At 60.3% G+C, this 17697-nt stretch carries 11 protein-coding genes; 3 read left to right on the top strand and 8 right to left on the bottom strand.

The genetic code is table 11. The annotated features are described in order from the left end of the window. Window positions 1-297 precede the first annotated feature (297 nt). Complete coding sequence (locus tag FGL94_RS03075) at window positions 298-3045, top strand: hypothetical protein (RefSeq protein WP_144920821.1); 2748 nt, start codon at window positions 298-300, stop codon at window positions 3043-3045. Between the two features lie 30 nt (window positions 3046-3075). Here FGL94_RS03075 and FGL94_RS03070 read toward each other — a convergent pair whose 3' ends face one another. Then, a complete protein-coding gene (locus tag FGL94_RS03070) occupies window positions 3076-4941 on the bottom strand; it encodes an asparagine synthase-related protein (RefSeq protein WP_144920819.1) in 1866 nt (621 codons plus the stop codon). Between the two features lie 71 nt (window positions 4942-5012). Further along, window positions 5013-5993, bottom strand: coding sequence for a glycosyltransferase family 2 protein (locus tag FGL94_RS03065; RefSeq protein WP_144920817.1), 981 nt, complete (start codon window positions 5991-5993; stop codon window positions 5013-5015). Window positions 5994-6091: 98 nt separating this feature from the next. Here FGL94_RS03065 and FGL94_RS03060 point away from each other — a divergent pair, with 98 nt between their 5' ends. Next, window positions 6092-7690: a hypothetical protein gene (locus FGL94_RS03060; protein ID WP_144920815.1), complete on the top strand. Its 1599-nt coding sequence runs from the start codon at window positions 6092-6094 to the stop codon at window positions 7688-7690. Window positions 7691-7730: 40 nt separating this feature from the next. On the opposite strand, the gene FGL94_RS03055 is transcribed toward FGL94_RS03060, so the two are convergent. The 6 genes from FGL94_RS03055 to FGL94_RS03030 all read right to left on the bottom strand — a co-directional run bounded on the left by FGL94_RS03055 (window position 7731) and on the right by FGL94_RS03030 (window position 16330). After that, window positions 7731-8876: a glycosyl hydrolase gene (locus tag FGL94_RS03055; protein WP_144920813.1), complete on the bottom strand. Its 1146-nt coding sequence runs from the start codon at window positions 8874-8876 to the stop codon at window positions 7731-7733. Further along, entirely contained in the window at window positions 8873-10762 is a 1890-nt protein-coding gene (locus FGL94_RS03050) for a hypothetical protein (RefSeq protein WP_144920811.1), read from the bottom strand. The genes FGL94_RS03055 and FGL94_RS03050 overlap by 4 nt, the downstream gene beginning before the upstream one ends. A gap of 88 nt (window positions 10763-10850) precedes the next feature. After that, window positions 10851-12086: a hypothetical protein gene (locus FGL94_RS03045; RefSeq protein WP_144920809.1), complete on the bottom strand. Its 1236-nt coding sequence runs from the start codon at window positions 12084-12086 to the stop codon at window positions 10851-10853. A 283-nt stretch (window positions 12087-12369) separates the two neighbouring features. Next, the gene (locus tag FGL94_RS03040) at window positions 12370-13473 is read right to left on the bottom strand and encodes a DUF354 domain-containing protein (RefSeq protein WP_144920807.1); all 1104 of its coding nucleotides are present in this window, start codon (window positions 13471-13473) and stop codon (window positions 12370-12372) included. A gap of 322 nt (window positions 13474-13795) precedes the next feature. After that, window positions 13796-14743 carry a DUF1616 domain-containing protein gene (locus FGL94_RS03035; RefSeq protein ID WP_144920805.1) on the bottom strand — a complete coding sequence of 316 codons (948 nt, stop codon included), beginning with the start codon at window positions 14741-14743 and terminating at the stop codon, window positions 13796-13798. A 498-nt stretch (window positions 14744-15241) separates the two neighbouring features. Continuing rightward, on the bottom strand, window positions 15242-16330 hold the full coding sequence (locus FGL94_RS03030) for a glycosyltransferase (protein WP_144920803.1): 1089 nt from the start codon (window positions 16328-16330) through the stop codon (window positions 15242-15244). Window positions 16331-16546: 216 nt separating this feature from the next. Here FGL94_RS03030 and FGL94_RS03025 point away from each other — a divergent pair, with 216 nt between their 5' ends. Continuing rightward, the gene (locus FGL94_RS03025; protein WP_144920801.1) at window positions 16547-17680 is read left to right on the top strand and encodes an FG-GAP repeat domain-containing protein; all 1134 of its coding nucleotides are present in this window, start codon (window positions 16547-16549) and stop codon (window positions 17678-17680) included. The last annotated feature ends 17 nt before the right edge of the window (window positions 17681-17697 follow it).

Here is a 17697-nt window from a genome sequence, read left to right as displayed (position 1 = left end):
TGGTGCGGGAGCGATCGCCGTTCACGGCGGCGTGGCTGTCAAGGGGCGAACCGCCACTGCGGGTCAATTCGACCCCCTTTCGTCGCATACCAAAGTATGAATCGGCTGTTATACCCTCGTTAATACGATCTTAACTCTCGGATCGACCGGATCAGACGCGTCGCGTCAAGTCCACTCACGAATCATACTCCGAGATAACAGTACCACTCAGTATCATTATCTCCGGAGACATTCACGGAACGATGAACATGTAATTAACGATACGTTTATCCGGGTTAGGTGGAGATTACCACCCGCATGGCACGCAAGCTGGTAAGCGAGGACGTCGATAGCGACAGGTACAGCCAAGCCGAAGAATCGGACGCGGAGCAGACAGAAACCGGCGGCCGGTTGCTAAACAGACGCGATTACGTGAAACTGAGCGCGGCGACGGCGGGGACGGTGCTCGCGTCATCCGGATTGGGATCGGCCGCAGTCACGCGGCACGGGATCCGGTTCGACCGCGTCGTGAATGCGGTCGACGATCTCGGTATGGATCCGAACGGTAACGATCCGATCGATAGCGCGTTAAGCGATGCGCACGAGACCGGGACGCTCATCGAGTTCCCGGAGGGCGATTACAGGGTCAACGACGAGCTCGTGATCGGTCCCCGCAGTAGTAAAAGCCGATTCGGAATGGTTGGACTGGGAGATTCGCACAAAGACGTACAGTTCCACTTCCCGAACGCGGACACCTCAGGGTCGGGTTTCTGGTTCATTCACCAGAAGGGCGGGGAAGACTGCGTCCTCGCTAATTTCTCCATCCAGATGACGGATGACGATGTCACGTCGATCAACGTTCGATTCGACTGTGCGGACGGCGGGCTCATTCAGGACGTCGAGTGGCTTGGCTTCGTCCCGTCAAAACGACACTCGTACGGACAGTTACTGACCTGTCATATTCCTAGTGATGCGGGCGGATCGGCTGACGGCGTTAACACGCTCCGTCGGGTGACGATCGGCCGAGGAGGTGCATATCTCGGTGGTCATTATGCTGATACCGGAGATAACCCTGGTACGACGTATATCCGGGTGTATCCCAACCACATCGGTGAGATTGTCGTGGAGGACGCACACCTCGAACAATCGGGCGGGAATGCACTGCGATCGACCATGACTACAGAAGGTGGCGTCGTAACCGTCAAAGGAGGGCTGTTCAAAAACAATGACCTCTCAAACATCCGTCTCCAAGGGGGAAATCACCCCACTAAGGTTTCGACAGTCACGGGCGCTCGCATCGTCGTGGACCACGGCGATGCTCCGAGACCGACCCACGGAACCAACTTTTATCACGGGAACGGAGTTCTCATCGACTCTACAGAGGGTGATTCCGGAGTGGTTTTCGAAGGCTGTGAGTTCGAATGCAACGAGGTAGATCTTAACTCGGGGTACAAACCCTGGGGCCTGATCCGTCTGACCAATACGGGTGGTTCGAACCCGGGCGGCTTCACGATGCGTAACTGCCAGATATACAATGCGACTCGTAATCAAACCCTCTGGATACAGTCTCGAAAGTCTGGGGCTGACGATCCCTCCGGAGTCACGTTGGAGTCCGTCGACGTAACCGTCGATAATGACTACCAAACCGAAGGCTCAGTCTGTACTATCGGGGATGACAGAGACGGATCACGCATCTCGAACTGCTGTATCCACGCGCCTAACGGATCCATCGATGGAGTCGTTTTCAAGGGGTCTTCCGATGTCGTCGTTGAGGACTCGAACGTTAACGTCAGTGGAAAAGCCGTCGATCTGATGGACAGCGACGGGAACGTTCGGAATCTCACTCGAGACGGTTCGTGTTCGCTGTCGACATCTGGTGATTTAGATAACGAAGACGGCACAGACGATGAGACCAGTGATAGCGGAGCCGAAGACGACGGATCCACCGAAGGGTGGCACTCGTTCGTGATCCGCGGCGTCGATTCGAGCACGCGGAGTGAATACGAGTTCATCGTCGACGGGGATGCACGCGAGAACACGGACCTAAGCGAGTACGGAACGGTTAGCACGGTTGAGTCGCTCGATGATGGGACAGTTCGAGTCGCGGGTTCGATATACTCGGGCGTTGACGCCTTCGACTACGACGGGAGCGTCGTGAGCTACACCGCCGGCACGGACATGGAGTTTGAACGCGACGGTGAGACGATCACCCGCGAAGCAGTCGTCGATGGCGAGCGGACCACAGAAGAAACCGATAGTGACTCCACCGACACCGAAGGGTGGCACTCGTTCGTGATCCGCGGCGTCGATTCGAGCACGCGGAGTGAATACGAGTTCATCGTCGACGGGGATGCACGCGAGAACACGGACCTAAGCGAGTACGGAACGGTTAGCACGGTTGAGTCACTCGATGATGGGACAGTTCGAGTCGCGGGTTCGATATACTCGGGCGTTGACGCCTTCGACTACGACGGGAGCGTCGTGAGCTACACCGCCGGCACGGACATGGAGTTTGAACGCGACGGTGAGACGATCACCCGCGAAGCAATCGTCGATCGGAAGTTCGAACGCTCTCTGCGGGTCGTCGGCACCGGATCCACGTCTACGTACGAACTTGTTACCGACGGAGATATCGCCACCGCTCCGGCTTGTAATGAGGCGTGTATAGACACAATCTCCGGAAGTAGGGCCGGTGGAGAGGTGTCTTCGGGAGCCGTCAAGTTCCTGTTCAACGGGACGGTCGCTGAGTTCTCACTTGAGGGCGAGGCCGGCGTCTATCTCGATGGCAAGCAGGTCGACCCCGAACTCCTCGGGACCGACGCCGATCCCGTCCTCGATAACTGGTTTACGGTTGACGGCGTTGACAGTGAGACCTCATACCAGTTTTCTGTTTCGGGGAGCCTCCACAAGTCACCGGATCTCGGTCCCGTTGAGGCCGACGACGTGATCAGTGACGGGATGGTCATCGGATCCGTGACCGACGAAGTCGACGGATACCGATTTAGCGGCGAGTTGACGATGATGCGCATCCAAGGGACCGCTGACCTCGAATTCAACGAGACGTAACTGACCGTGGCCCGATCGTAACACGTCGGGTTAGCGAAACTCCATCCGGGTGTACGCATCGAGCGTCGTCTCCCCGGATTCGACATCGGCGATTGCCGAGGTCATCGTAATCAGATTATAGATCTGCTGTCTGTTACACGACCCTCGATCGGCTCCGATTCGAGCGATCTCGGCTTCAATTAGCGTGTCTCTGACCCCATCGCAGTTACGTAGCTGTGCGAGCAGGAGCTTGGCAAGGTTCTCGTCGTAGTTGGAGAACACCTCCCGACGATATATTGGCTGAACGGTCCCCTTGACGCTCGGATGTGATGCGAGAAACGAAAGCCCCCTCTGGATGAACGGATAGAGCGTAGAATCCATAGGGACGTGGAAGTTGGCGTCTTTGAGTTGCGTCGCCTCCGGACAGAGTCGACTCAGGAACTCCCGATAGAACTGGTTGTGTCTTTTCTGTTCGGTCGGAACTGACATCACTTCGGTGAAAAACGGAAGCGAATAGAACGGTGTTGTTGACCAAAAGAAGGCGCGGTTGCGGTCCTCACCCTCATTAAGCCAGTTGAATCCCCGTTCACGGATCTTGTACCCGACATACATGTGGTCAGGATCTGACTCCGGATACGAATTAATCAGCGAGGAGACCGAATCGCGTATCTCAGCCTCCGAGACACCAGTCATTCTGATCACCCGCTCCAGTGAAAAGACGATGCTTTCGACCTCTATCAGATGCGACACGAGTTCGTCGACGTCGCCGATGGAGTGAGAAGGTGATAGGTCGGGAACGGCCTTGTCGCCTCCATCGCCAGTCACGTAGGTGATGTCTTGACCGTACTCCTCTCGAAGTCGACGAAAGAAGCGCAGCGTCTGCGCGTTGGTGAACGGGTTCATCCCTCCCTTCAACGACAACAGCTGACGGAAGTCGTCCGTATCGGGCGGTGAAAGGTCGATCCTGTGCCAGTCGACGTCTAACAGGTCCGCCGCTCTTCGAGCGACTGTCACATCGCTCGTCGAATCGATCGGCTCGTTATCCGATCTGCTGGCGAAGGTCACCGCTTCAAACGACGTCCCACTGGCTCGGTACCCCGCTGCGACGGACCGAGAGTCAAGTCCGCCGCTCAATGAGACGACAGTCGAGGTTGCAGCAGACCCTCGACGCTCACACGCCCGTTTGAACGACTCGGCCGCTGCATCGGCGTTCCGTTCTATCGATCGGTCGTGGTTCCGAACACCCCCGAAATTGAACTGGTGGACCCGTTCGCGCTGTCCCCGCGAATCCGACGGATAGCGGATGAGAGATCCTCCCTCGAGTTTATCGACGTGCTTCCAGAGCGTGCGGTGGCCGAGCGTAAAACCGAACAATAGGCACTGCGCGACGCCCAACTCGTCAATCGAGATGTCTCCGAGGAACTCACGGAGAAACTTGTTCTCACGAGTAATGACGACCTCACCGTTCCGTTCGTAGACATAGAGCGGTAAGCGACCGAAAACATCGTTTACCACCGCGAAGTCTCCCGAATCGGTATCGAGCGCGTACACGACGAACTCACCATCACAGCTGCCAACCCAGTCTTGCAGCCACTCTTCCCGGCCACGTAAGGCCATCTCACCGACGGTAGAGAGATCGTCTGCTGTGATCGTCGTTCCGTAAATCGCTCCCTCAAGACAGACCAACAAGTTATCCTCCTCGATGGTTCGGATCGGATAGCTCGGATAGCTCGTTTCGCCTATCTTGATGTGTTCTTGGTCAAATAAGAGATTCGTCGTGTAGTCAGCGGTGTGCTGTGACCTACTAATGGTATCATGAAAATGTGAGGTGACCTCATCCGGTGAGACGGATGAACAGCTTTCCTGTTCGGATAAGCTCGTATCGTCCTGTGAGAGCCAAACCGTGATTCCGGGCATAATATGTATTGGCTGTGATTGATGCTTTGTTACAACAGTCCTATACGCTCCCGTTGACGGTATCGACCCTACTATTCGAGTGTCGACAGTGTTCGACTGTATCGTCTTTTTATTCTCTGTGCAGATTTGAATGTAAATGGTCCGCCGGCCGCCAAGCAGAGGTATAAATACGTCTTGGGATCGAACGGATAGTACGCTAGCGAGATCAGGAGATATTTGATCGACTCCCGATAGTATCCGTTTACCAGTCCGGAGAACGCAAGTGTTCTCGAGAGTCCCGCAACGAATCTTCGTTCCGCAAGTAGTCCCCGTTCGGCCGCGAGATCTCGGTGTTTCTCAAGAAACCGGGGGTAAGACACGTCCCGCTTCTGTTCGAAGTCATCACTGATCCGGTGATTTGCATCGATCCGACGCTCAACGAGTACTTCGTCTTCGGATCCGAACCGACAGTGCTGAGCGAGACGGAGATACCACTCTCGGTCCTGCCAGCTCGGAAACGACTCGTCAAGTAATCCCGCCTCCGAAATGACGTCAGCCTTAGCCATAACCCGCGAGAACGATCCGACAATGCCGCCACGTAGCAGCTTCCCGACTGCGTCTCCCTCTACGGACGAGCGGACCACACCGATCTGATTACCCGCTTCGTCTACAGTCCGGCTGCTGACCGTCACAACCCCAAGGTCATCCGGACCGTTCTCAAAACGGCTGACCTGTCTATCCGTCTTTCGTGTTAGCCAACGATCGTCATCGTCCAGAAACGAGATGAGATCACCGCTCGCTCGCCGAATTCCCGTATTTCGGGCCGCGTTTGCACCTCGGTTTTCTTCGTGGCGAACGACACGCATACTGGAGAGCGACTCCGTGTTCGTCTCTTTCAGAGCTACCGTTGCAGGTTCGGATGAATGGTCATCTACCACGATGAGTTCGATGGCTGGATACGACTGCTCCGTTACGCTATGGACTGCCTCCCTCAGCTTTTTTGGTCGATTATACGTCGGCAGAATGACGCTGACCAGAGGGCGGTCCGCGGACGACTGATCGCCATCCGACATCACGACTCCGACTTGAATGACGGGTCGTTTAGTTAATATTGTACTTCTGGAATATCGACCACCTAATAAATAGCTCAGGTCCCGTACCGCCAACTCAGATGGTGGACCAGCGTCGCAGACGAGCCCTCGAGTCCCTCACGGCCGGCCTCGTTGCATTAAGCGGGTGTAACATGTTTGGTGGTGATCGGTCTGATGGTTCGGGGACCGACGATGACGGGCCGGGAGGCTCGACGGCCGGAGGCAAAGATGTCAGTGAATTCAACGCTGACAAGTATGACGTCGAGTTCGATCGTGTCGTCAACGCAGTCGACGACCTCGGCATGGATCCGTCCGGCAAGACGCCCATCGACGACGCTCTGTCGGATGCTTTTGAAACGGGGACACGGATCGAGTTTCCGCCGGGCGACTACACCGTCACCGAGGAGGCGGCGACCGACCCGCCTCGGAACCCGTCACGGTTCGGCATGGTCGGCTTGGGAGAGTCACACAGGGATGTTCGGTTCCACTTCCCGAACGCCGATAACGAGAAGGGATTCTGGTTCGTGTACCAAGTGGGAGGGGAGGACGTCCTTCTGGCTAACTTCTCGATCGATATGACTGATGACCTGAAGACCTCTGTGAGTATACGGTTCGATCCCAACGACGGCGGTCTCATCGAGGACGTCGAGTGGACCGGATTCGTTCCTCCACAGACCAGAAGCTATGGGCAACTCCTGCGATGTAACGTTCTCGCAAGTGCCGGTGCGGACCGCAAGGGAGTCAACACGATTCGGCGTGTGACGATCGGTCGGGGTGGAACGTGGTTCGGTGGTCATGAACACCGAACCGGGACCTCACCGGGAACGACGTACGCTCGTCACTACCCAGGCCACATCGGAGAGGTGGTCTACGAGGACGTTCACTTCGAACAGTGTGGCGGTAACGCACTTCGGTCTACGAACAACGAGGGTGTAATCACGATAAAAGGCGGTCTCTTCAGGAACAACGACGTCTCAAGTATCCGTCTTCAGGGGGGAAAACACCCTGAAAAGGTTTCGACGGTAACCGGTACCAAGGTGGTCATGGACCACGATGATATCCGGTACCCGACGGCTGGGACTCAGCCCTACCACGGAGCCGGGATCGTAGTTGACTCCTATATTGGGGAGTCGGGTGTTGTATTTGAGGACTGTGAGATCGAATATCGTAATATTAATCTTGCAAATAGTCACTACAGACCGTGGGGTGTTGTACGTCTCACAAACACGGGGAAGTCGAATCCGGGAGGATTTACGATGCGTAATTGTCGAATAAAAAACGATACAAATGCACAGACGATTTGGCTTCAGTCGGTGAATAACGGTGCCGGGGAACCGTATGGTGTGACCCTGGAGAATCTCGACATAACGGTCACTTCGGAGACGCAATCCGAGGGAGCGGTATGCCTGATAGGCGGTGGGCGTGACGGGTCACGAATCTCGAACTGCTGTATTCTCGCTCAAAACGGGAACTTCGACGGTGTCCACGTGAACGACTGTGACAACGTGATCGTCGCGGAATCGAATATTTTTGTCAGCGGACAGCCGGTCTCCATGTTCAACACGAGCGGAGATGTCAGAAACATAACCAAGAACAGTTCTTGTGACGACAAAAGCGCGAGTAACGACGTGGCTGGCCCCCAGTTCCGGGGTGAACGCCAGCGACCGACTCGTCGGTGAGAATCCCGAGCGAGCGAGATCACGCGACTCCACCAGCGCATTACTCGAGGTTACCCGAATCCGCCGATAACCGGGGCGCCTCGGTGAACGACTCCGGTCGACGTTCGAGTATCACCCCGTGGTTCCGCCTCGTGTTGAACGGATTAATCAGTAGTGTCCCGTCCGGGGTCGTCGCTAAGAACGCGTACGCGTTCGCCGTCGGCACCGACGGCAATACCGTGCCGAGCGTTGTTGACCGTTCAAACTCTGCCAACTGATACCACTGTTCGTATCCGGACCGTTGTGAGGCGGCAATCACCCTAACCGGCCGTGATTGGTTTCCGTCGGTCCCCGGACCGGTGGTGTCCATTCCCGTCGTCGACGCGGTCGAGAGCACGACCCAGATCGTTCCGTCCGCCCGAATCGTCTCCGCGTAGAATACCGGTGCGTCGACAGCCCCGACGACCTCCGGAACGGGCTGGCCTATGGGCGTCTCGTCCGCGGACGGAATCTCGTCCCGTGGGAGGCGAAGAATCTCGATCCGCGGAGCGTACGAGCAGTCCATTCCCCAAAGCACCGCGTCCGGCGTGAACGCCAGTCCGACAGCCCGCCAGGTCTGGCTTCCCGTACCGACGGCCCGGAACTCGCCGTCTACGAACCGTCCGATCGCGCTTTCGTCGTCGGTGTCGCCCGTGGTCCCCCAGAGCGAACCGGTGTAGGGATCGCGGAACACGCCGTGGAAGTGCCGCACGTCGGACCGACGCACGAACGTCGACCAGCGCCGCCCGTCCTCGCTGACCAGCACCTTCGCTGCCTCGTCGCCGAGCGGGTACTCGGCGAGGAAGATGCGATCGCCGTGACGACAGACGGCCGTCGGGAGTACCCCCATCGGACCGGACGACTCGGGAAGCCGATGGACCAGCCGCCACGACCGTCCGCAGTCGGTCGATCGGAACACTTCGTTTCCGGCGGTCGCCAGGAGCCGCTCGTCCCCGATCGGCCAGAGGTTCGTCGTCGTGACCGAGCCGGTGACGCGGTCGAGTACCGGCCCGACGACGGGCGCGTCGGAGAGCCGGGCGACGGCGTCCGACGCCGGGAGCGACCCGACCCGCTCGAACCCGCGAGGCCGACTCCAGGTACCGGTCGACAGTCCGCGCGTCGCGTGGACGACCCCGTCCGCGACGCCGCCGAGCTTCAGTCCGGTCATCCGGCCCCACCGGTCGCCGTCTCGTTGTTTCGCGGCGTAACGTAGTAGAGATCGAACTCGCCGTTGTCGTGGACGTGGTGGACGCCGGACCGACTGCCGATCGACTCGAGCATCGACTCCGAGTAGCGGAGCTCACGATACGCGGTCACCTCTCGGTCGATGTCGCTCCGTGATACGGGTAGGTATCTGGCCTCGTCCGCCGCTCCCTCGAGCAGCAACCGGAGGTCGTCGTCGCCTCTGGTGGACACGCCCGTACTAACCGCGGGGCGAGTGTACAGTCCGACGCCCGGCACTAGGGCGTCGAATTCCCGTCCCGGACCTCGTCGGATACCGCTCCACTGGACGTCTTCGCCGCGGTACTCGATCGCCGCCTCGTAGCCGCTCATGTGCTGGTCAGTCACGTGGTGTGAGGCGTTATACATGTACGGCGACGCGAACAGCGTTAACAGCGACAACACCAGCGCGACGGCCAGGAGTCCGAGCGCGAGCGGCTTTGCCACGGCCAACCACCGCCCCGTCGGAATCAGCGTCCCGAGACGGTGGATCATGGCGGCGCCGAGAACGGCGACGAACACCATCGCGAACCCGTAGTGCCTGAAAAAGAGGTGAGAAACCGGGCCCATGAAGTGCGCCAGGAAGAACGGACCGAGAACGAGGCCCGCGGACCCGAAGTAGGTGACGACGGACCGGCCCCTGTGTTCGACCTCGGTAGCCCGTTCGCTTCGATCGGTGCCGACGAGGGGGGTCCGAAGCGACACCACGACCGCGAGGGTTCCGAGCAGCGAGTACACCGCCGGCACTAAAAAGAGCTTCACGAACAGTTCGAAGAGGGTCGCCTCGACTGACCGCGCCGAGTCGACTTGGCTCCCGACGTTCCCCCCGCCGGCCTGTGCAGCTCCGAAGAGGGTGTCATACGTCGCTAACATGACTCGTTCACCGACATCGAACACTCTGCCGAACTGAACGACCCACACCACCCAGCAGACGCCGATGAACACGAACACGCCGTAGACGGGGCGGAGATTCGAAACGAACAGGTTGCGACGGTTCCGGAAGACCAGGTGTAACACCACGAGGGTTCCGAGAAGGATGACGACGTTCAGCGCGAGCTGTGGGTGAGTGATCACTAAAACGGCACCGAGAACCGCGATCACGATATTCCACGCGCCGATACGCCCAATCAGCGGTCCGTCCTTTGGTTTGCTCGTGAGATGTTTCACCAAGGCGTACAAGAACACCGGGAAAAACAACGTTGCCATCGAATAAGTGTGGAAGTACAGTCCGCTGCTGATCTGATTTATCGGTAACATCATGAATCCGGAAAACGCTGCAATGACGGTCAGGCGGCCGTCCTCAAAGAGCGCCTTCGCGACGAGCGGGATGAAAGCCACATGGAGCGCGAAGTACAGCGCCGCAAAGAGGATCATTGCTCGTTCGATGGGAAGTCCCATCGAATCGGCCAACAGCGTGGTCGTGCTATGTCCGCCGGGATAAAAGAGGTCGCCGAACCGCATCCGTCCCGACATCAGATCGGCGGCCCAGCCGAGGTGGGTCATCGAATCGGCGCGGCCGTAGAACCGGTAGCTGCGAATGACCGGGAGTGAACCGATCGCGATCGCGGTCAGGGCTCCGAGCCCCACCGACACCCCGGCGATCCGATCGCGACACGACGCCAGCGTGACTGTCGCCGCGGAGAGAAAGCCGATCGAGACGCCGACCCAGAAGATCAGCGGCGTCCCCGCGTACACCGACACCTCGTAGCCCGTCGCCGGCGACTGCCACGCGACGATCGTGCCGATAGCGACAGCGATGAACCCGACGGCGAGGAGCAGCTTCCGCCACACCCGGTTCGAGCCGCCGCGATCGGGCCCCGTGCGTACGCTCATTGGGACACCTCGGAGTTCGGGAGAAATTGTTAACTGCGTCTTAATCCCCCAATGCGGCTCGGAAGACGGATTCGAGCCGAAACGACGCTCACCGCCCGTCGCCCATATTTTGCCGAGCCTCGTCTCGTTCGTTCAGGTACTCCGACAGGGCCAGACACATCCACGCTTGGTTCCACCGAATGTACGGGGTCTTATCGGTCACGAATCGGCCGATCCGCCGGTAAAAGTACCCCTCCGGGTCGTACAGTCGATCCAGTGTCCACTCGAGGACGTCTCTGGCGAGTGCAGCGTCCTCCGCGTTGTCGCGATCCGTGAACGTGACGAGTGCCTGCGCGGCGGCATGGATATCGTAGGGACGTGACTGGTCGTCCTCGAACTTCGGCGCCCCGTCGTCCTCGAAGTGATTTTCGCGGTGGAATCGCATCCCCCGTTCGTACGCCTCCCTGACCGGGTCATCTCGGTCTCGACTGTGGGCGTACCGCCTGAGGCTCTCGAGAACAAATCCCGTATGGAAGTTGTCGTACCCCAAGTGTGAATCCGACGCCGGGACGGAGTAGTGCCAGCCGCCCACCTCGGTCTGCGCGTCGACGACGAACGCGAACAGCTCCTGTGCGCGGTTGAGGAATGTTTCGTCGTCGACTCGCTGACCCACTCGCCAGAGGAGGTCAGCCGCGAGAGCGTTCGCGTTGACCGCCACGTACGAGTCGTACGGCGTGTACGTGAGGACCTCATACCCGTTGACGGACTCCGTCCCGATGTCTTCGAGGAGGAATGTGGCCGCGTCGTGAGCCACCGCAAGCGACCGATCGAAGCCCGTCAAGTCGTAATGGCGGAGGAACGGACGGGTACAGAACACGGTGACGACCCCGCACGGGTGAGTCGCCGGGAGGAAGAACTTCGTCGAGTTCTGCCAGTCGAAGTTGTAGCCCCACGACGAGCGATCGAACGCCGGCGACCGGTTGTCCGAGAGCCACTCCAGCAACCGTTCAGCCTCTCTGAGGGCGGCGTTCTCGCCCGTCCGTTCGTACTCGTTCAGGTACGCGCTGGCGAACAGGCCCACCCCCTTCGGATTCCGTTGCTCGGGGATGCCGAGGTACGGCCTGAGGTTCAGCGGGAACTTCTGGACGCCGTGGATCGACAACAGCCGGAGCAGCCAGTGTCGAGAGAGCGCGGAGAGAATCGGACTGTTCAGTCCATCGTACGGGTCGTACCCGGAATAGTCGCGCTCCCGGGCCCACGCGAGGGCGTTTCGGCAGACGGCCGCCGTGTCGTACCCCGCGACTACCGGACCAGATTGAGAGCCGAAACCACCGCGTTCAGACATATCAAACACGCCATCTACGTCGCCCGTAGAGATATCGGAGCCTTCTCGACTCCTGTCCGCTGCCATCGGACCCTCCCATTCCGGCCCAGTCACCACCTCATTCGCGTTCGTCCCGATCGCGGACTCCGCCCGCGGTCGATCGGCGGGACCGTCCGTGCGATGTGCGTCCTGCCCCATTCGTCCGTCTCTTGGATCGGCGTCAGTAAGTTATGGAGCGGTTTCCCCGGCCCGTCTCGTCTCGACCCCGATCGTATCCGGCTGGATCGTCATGGGCCGAACGAAACTATTCCGCTCGGTGCAGATCGGGGCGTTCGGCCGCCCCCGAACGTGAGCCGAGCGCCGGGTTCTCGGGGTTCTCGATCAACGCTCGAACGAGCGAGGACGCCTCTTCGCGGACTTGGAAGCATCGCTCCCGGTCCGGCATCCGCTCCGTGGTTCCGACGGAGGCCAGATACGAGGCGATTTCGTCGGGGTCGCGAGAGTGAACGATCAGCCCGTCCTCGACCATCGACCGGTCAACCGACAGCAGCGGTCCGGGGAAGAAAGAGACGGCCGGCTTCCCCATACAGGCCGCTTCCCGTGCCATCGTTCCCGACCCGGTCAGGACGCCGTCGGAATGCCAGGCGAGCTGGAGGCCGTCAAGCGCACCGTCTGGGACGTGTACACGGTCGTCCGGATACGGCTCTGCATGCGGTCGGTCTCCGGACCTGCGCGGAAGGTAAACGACGTTGGCCTCCGCCGCCGTGAGCGCTTCCAGTAGCTGGGGAACGAGCGACTCTTCCTCGTCGACGTAGGCCGCACCCAGCGCCTCGGGGCGGAGTACAACGTAGGTCTCGAAGGGGAGCCTCTCGGTGAACGACTCGTCGGGCTCGAAGTTCGCAACGTAGATGTCCTCCTTGTAGCCGTCGTACGTGTGGATCTGGCTCGGATCTGTTCCCCATCGCGTCAGCTCCGAAGTTTGGAACGCCGACGGGACGACGTGATGGGTTGCGGTCGCCCTGAACCGACAGAACGACCGCTCGACGAGCGGCGCGTCGACGTACGCCGTGATATCGTTGTCGGTGAAGTGGATCGACGGAATCCCTCGTGCTCGCGACGCCAACACACACATCGCGTTTCGGGCCGACAGCGACACGTCCGCGGTCGGCGCCTGCACGGCGACCTGGAGTGTGCGAAGCGGAACGGCCGCCGTCCGCAGGGTGACGCTCTCGAAATCACGGCCCAGCGTCTCAAAATCGAACCCCGCCTCGCGGGCGAGGTCGACGGTCTCAGTCTTCTTCCGAACGGTCGTCCGGAACGTGATGTCCGACAGACCGTCCAGTAGTCCCTGAAAAAGGAACGGATGTGACGGACTTATCAGATCGAGCCAGACGTTTGTTCGGGTCATTTCGGACCCCATCCACGGGGGATCCGTTCGTTCGCACCGACAGAGCGGACGCTGTCGGTGGTCACCGATTCGCAAAGACGCCTTGTGTCTCGTGGGTCGATCGGATACATTGTTCGTCTCGATCAGGGACTACCGCGGGCTGTGTCCCATCCCTGCAACGTACCGGTTGAAACAGCGACACGCACTTTGTTATGGACGACTTCATCGCTGCGAGTGACCGCTCCAGACGCTGTCGAAAGTGGGTTCGCGGCTGAGTTCGACACCGCGGACCGCACTCTCCGACGGGAGTCTGAGTCCGGACGTCCGGATCGATATCGTCCCCCTATTCGACGTCTACCCAGACGTGAACCGATCGGTACGCGGTTTCAGGCCCCGGGTCGGTCGGCGGGTCACCCCGGTACAGGAAGAATCGGAGTCGGACGCTATCACCCGTTATCGATCGACTCACACTGTGACTCTCGGTAACGGAATTCCCCGGGTCGACGGTCACCGTGAACGCACCGGCGTCCTCGATGGCAGTTACCGTTCCACCTTGAACTCGCTCGAAGCGCGCCACAACGGAGTACTCAGTGGGTTCGCCCTCGTTGTTCTCGATGAGAACGGCCAGCTCGGTACTCTCGCCGACCGCGAGGTCGTTCGGGTAGTCGTCGGTAACGAACTCGCCGTCCCGATCGCTTCCGACGGAAAAGTCGGTGAACGTTGCGCCTTCCTGCGGGACGGCGAAGGCTATCCCGACGGCTCCGATGGCCAGCAGTACGCTGACCACGAGCACGACGTTGACCACGGCGGCCCCAGTCGAATCGTCCGTTACCGCCGTCGTGATCTCTCCGATCCACCTCCCGATCGGGACTTCGAAGCGGTCGCGTTCGGATAGCCGTGACCGTCGGTGTCCGCCGACGAGAGCCATACCCGCCGAAAAGACGGCCGCGACGGCGACTGTCGGACCGACGACCTGTCCGAGAACGAGGTCGAACGCGAACGCGAACAGCGGGAGCAGCCCGACACTCGTCCCCACTGAGATCGCGGCACGCTCAACGAGGCCGACCCGCGAGCTCTCATCGTTCTCCGTCGACCCGTCTTCGGCCGGTCGTCCCGGGAACAGCACCGTACTGAGTGTGAACCCCGGTAGGAACAGCAGTACCGGCGCGAGGAGGACAACCCGGATCGGTGACTGGAGTCCGACCCACTGGAATGGGAGGACCGCCGCGGTGTAGCCGAGGACCGCGATAACGTCCCACGAGAGTATTCGATTGGATGAACTATTAATCATCTATTCGTTCTATTGGTCTCGTCTCTCTCAACCCGCCCGTCTCGACGATTCCTCGTCGGACGAGAGGGTTGACAGACCGACGTCGGTGCTGGATCCGGTCTCGTGCGCGAGGTCGACGACGGCACTATCTGTGACCGTTGTTCAGACCGATATGGACTTCGTTAGGCGGTTTATAAAGAGCAGGGAGAATACCCGCGCCTTTAGGCGCGGGATGAATCCGACACTCTGACCGCTAATCCACCGACGACGCTCCAGCCGGATATTCAACGCCCGGTCGTTGGTTTCAATACTTCTCATAACTAGTTATCTGAACCTGACTCCTCTGACCGAGACACAGATACTCTCCGGAGATGATTCCGGCACGTGATCGCGTTGCCGATCGTAGCGTTTGCCGGCTCCGCTCCGTCGCGGTTACCGGCCCGCTTCACGTCGTTGGTCGTCGCTATTCGGAAGATCTGACGACCGACAGTATCAGCAACGACACGCTCGCGCTGCTTCTCACGCGTACACGTCTCGCGTCCGTTTGGCAATTCGATCCCAGTCGAGACTCTGAGCCGCCTTCCGGTTCCGTCGCCCCATCTCTCGTAGCCGATCGCGATCGTCGACCGCCTTCCGGAGCGCGACTCGGAGCCCGTCGGGATCGCCGGGGTCATAGAGATATCCGCCATCGGGTCCGATCAGTCCGGGGAGACACCCCATCACCGGCGCCACGACGGCGCGGCCGAACGTCATCGCCAGGACCGCGCTCCCGGAGGTGAGTACCGAGTCGAAGGGGAGGACCACCGCGTCCGTAGCCCGCATATACACCTGTATCTCGTCTTCGGGAACGTATTCGAGGACCGTGTGTACCCGATCGTCGTCGGCGCTGGCCTCGCGCACGCGATCCGACACGTCTTCGTTCCACGGATTTCCGACGACGAGGAGCCTCGCATCTCCGGGAACGTGTTCGAACGTCTCGATCAGCTCCGGGACGTTCTTGTAGGGCCGTATCAGCCCGAAGAAGGCGACGACCGGGACGTCTGAAGGGAGGTCGAGACGCTCGCGGGCCGTCGACTGCGACACGTCGTTCTCGTAGACATCCGCGAAGTTGCCGTGGGCCACGACGCGGATGCGGTCCGAGACTCGTTCGGGAAGCCGGTACGTCTCCGCGACCAACGCGCCCGCCGCTTCGCAGTGGACGACGAGCCTGTCGGCGAGCCACGCGACCGCGTGTCTGATCACGAGTTCGCTGCGCGGGGCACTCCGTTCGTGATCCAAGAGGTTGTGGACGGTCCAGACGAGCCGGACCCCGAGCGTCCGCAACAGAATAAGCTCGAAACACAGCCTCACGCCGAGCAGCACGGCGAATACGGCGGGAAACCGGCGTTTGGTGATGACGAAGCGGTGGAGCCAGTGGAGGTGGAGGACGTCCGGCACCCCGTGACGACGGACGCCCGCGAGAAGCGGAAACGCCCAGCCGCCGTTTGTCGTCGAGACGTCGACGCCACGGGCCTCTAACGCGTCGATCAGCTCGGACTGATACGGGTTCGACTCCCTGTAATCCGGGCACATCAGCACCGTGATCCGATCGTCGTCGGAGTCGGTCATCGCCACCGTTCGGTCGCGTTTTCGGGTGCCATACGAGCGACGAGACGGAGTACGAATATTGTTATGGGCTTTTGAACGATCAGAAGTCACCGTTTCGCCGTGTTCGTCCCGATGGCTCCGAAATCGACGGCCGACCGGGCGATGGACGGGCGGATCGAACGGTTCTGGCACGTTTAAGATGCGTTTACTCTTGGTCGGACGATTCGAAGATTCCGTATGGAATTCCAACACGAACGCATCGATGACGACCCTCCCTGCGGTCGACTCGGATTCTGCCTCACGCCCGACCTCACTGGCAACGGACGGCCCGACGTACTCGTCGGGGGAATGGGCGAGAAGAAGCCGGTGAACATACTCGGCAAACGGGTCATACTCCGGTACCTGCCGGTTGTCGGAGCCGCGATCAAACGTCTTGAATCCAACGTGTTCTGGTACGAGAACCCCGGTTGGGAGCGCCACGAGGTCGCACGGGCCCCCGACCTCTCGGTCGGCGGATCGATCGGTGACCTCGACGGCGACGGGACGCCCGAACTCGTGGTCGGGCAGAACGGCGGGAGCGACCTCTACTGGTTCGAGATCCCGTCGAATCCGCGACGGACCTGGACCCGCCACTTGATCACCGACGAGTTCCGGAAGTACCACGACACGGCGATCGCCGACATAGACGACGACGGCGAGCCGGAAGTCGTCGTCCTCTCACAGCAGAGCGAGACGGTCTGCTACTACGACGTCCCCGAAGACCCCTCCGTCTCTCCCTGGCCCGACGATCACCGACACGTGATCGCCGAGGGCCTGAACGTCGAAGGCGTCGCCGTAACCGACCTCGACGACGACGGGACGACCGAACTCATCGCCGGACCGAACGTGTTTCGGCGGAACGGGTCCGCGGACGAGTGGGACCGCGAGCGCCTCGGTGACGACTGGCAGTGGACGCGGGTTGGTGTCGCGGACCTCGACGGCGACGGCGACGCGGAGATCGTTGTGACCGAAGGTGACCTCCCGTACCAAGGGGACCGGCGGGGGCGACTCGGCGTGTTCGATCCGCCGGACTGGTCCGTGACGACGCTCGATGACGACCTGTATAATCCACACACGATCCAGATCGAAGACTTCGACGACGACGGCCGGCCCGACCTGCTCGTCGCCGAGATGGGTCTGGGCGGGGAAGCGGATCCGCGGATGTTCGTCTACCGGAACACCGACGAGGGATTCGACCGCGTCGAGATCGAGCGCGGTATCGCGACCCACGAAGCGAAGGCCGTCGACGTCACCGGCGGCGGCTCGCTCGATATCGTCGGGAAATCGTGGGGTCCCGACTGCCACGTCGACGTCTGGTACCGACGGGATTGATCGGCTCCCCGGGAGAG

This window comes from Halorubrum salsamenti (genome assembly GCF_007671685.1).
GTDB lineage: Archaea > Halobacteriota > Halobacteria > Halobacteriales > Haloferacaceae > Halorubrum > Halorubrum salsamenti.
This window is presented reverse-complemented; position numbering and strand designations above follow the sequence as displayed.

What these genes read in the sequence shown, in the direction of transcription:
- FGL94_RS03075 (WP_144920821.1), top strand. Translation starts at nt 298, where the DNA reads ATGGCACGCAAGCTGGTAAGCGAGGACGTCGATAGCGACAGGTACAGC.
- FGL94_RS03070 (WP_144920819.1), bottom strand. Translation starts at nt 4,941, where the DNA reads ATGCCCGGAATCACGGTTTGGCTCTCACAGGACGATACGAGCTTATCC.
- FGL94_RS03065 (WP_144920817.1), bottom strand. Translation starts at nt 5,993, where the DNA reads ATGTCGGATGGCGATCAGTCGTCCGCGGACCGCCCTCTGGTCAGCGTC.
- FGL94_RS03060 (WP_144920815.1), top strand. Translation starts at nt 6,092, where the DNA reads ATGGTGGACCAGCGTCGCAGACGAGCCCTCGAGTCCCTCACGGCCGGC.
- FGL94_RS03055 (WP_144920813.1), bottom strand. Translation starts at nt 8,876, where the DNA reads ATGACCGGACTGAAGCTCGGCGGCGTCGCGGACGGGGTCGTCCACGCG.
- FGL94_RS03050 (WP_144920811.1), bottom strand. Translation starts at nt 10,762, where the DNA reads ATGAGCGTACGCACGGGGCCCGATCGCGGCGGCTCGAACCGGGTGTGG.
- FGL94_RS03045 (WP_144920809.1), bottom strand. Translation starts at nt 12,086, where the DNA reads ATGTCTGAACGCGGTGGTTTCGGCTCTCAATCTGGTCCGGTAGTCGCG.
- FGL94_RS03040 (WP_144920807.1), bottom strand. Translation starts at nt 13,473, where the DNA reads ATGACCCGAACAAACGTCTGGCTCGATCTGATAAGTCCGTCACATCCG.
- FGL94_RS03035 (WP_144920805.1), bottom strand. Translation starts at nt 14,743, where the DNA reads ATGATTAATAGTTCATCCAATCGAATACTCTCGTGGGACGTTATCGCG.
- FGL94_RS03030 (WP_144920803.1), bottom strand. Translation starts at nt 16,330, where the DNA reads ATGACCGACTCCGACGACGATCGGATCACGGTGCTGATGTGCCCGGAT.
- FGL94_RS03025 (WP_144920801.1), top strand. Translation starts at nt 16,547, where the DNA reads ATGGAATTCCAACACGAACGCATCGATGACGACCCTCCCTGCGGTCGA.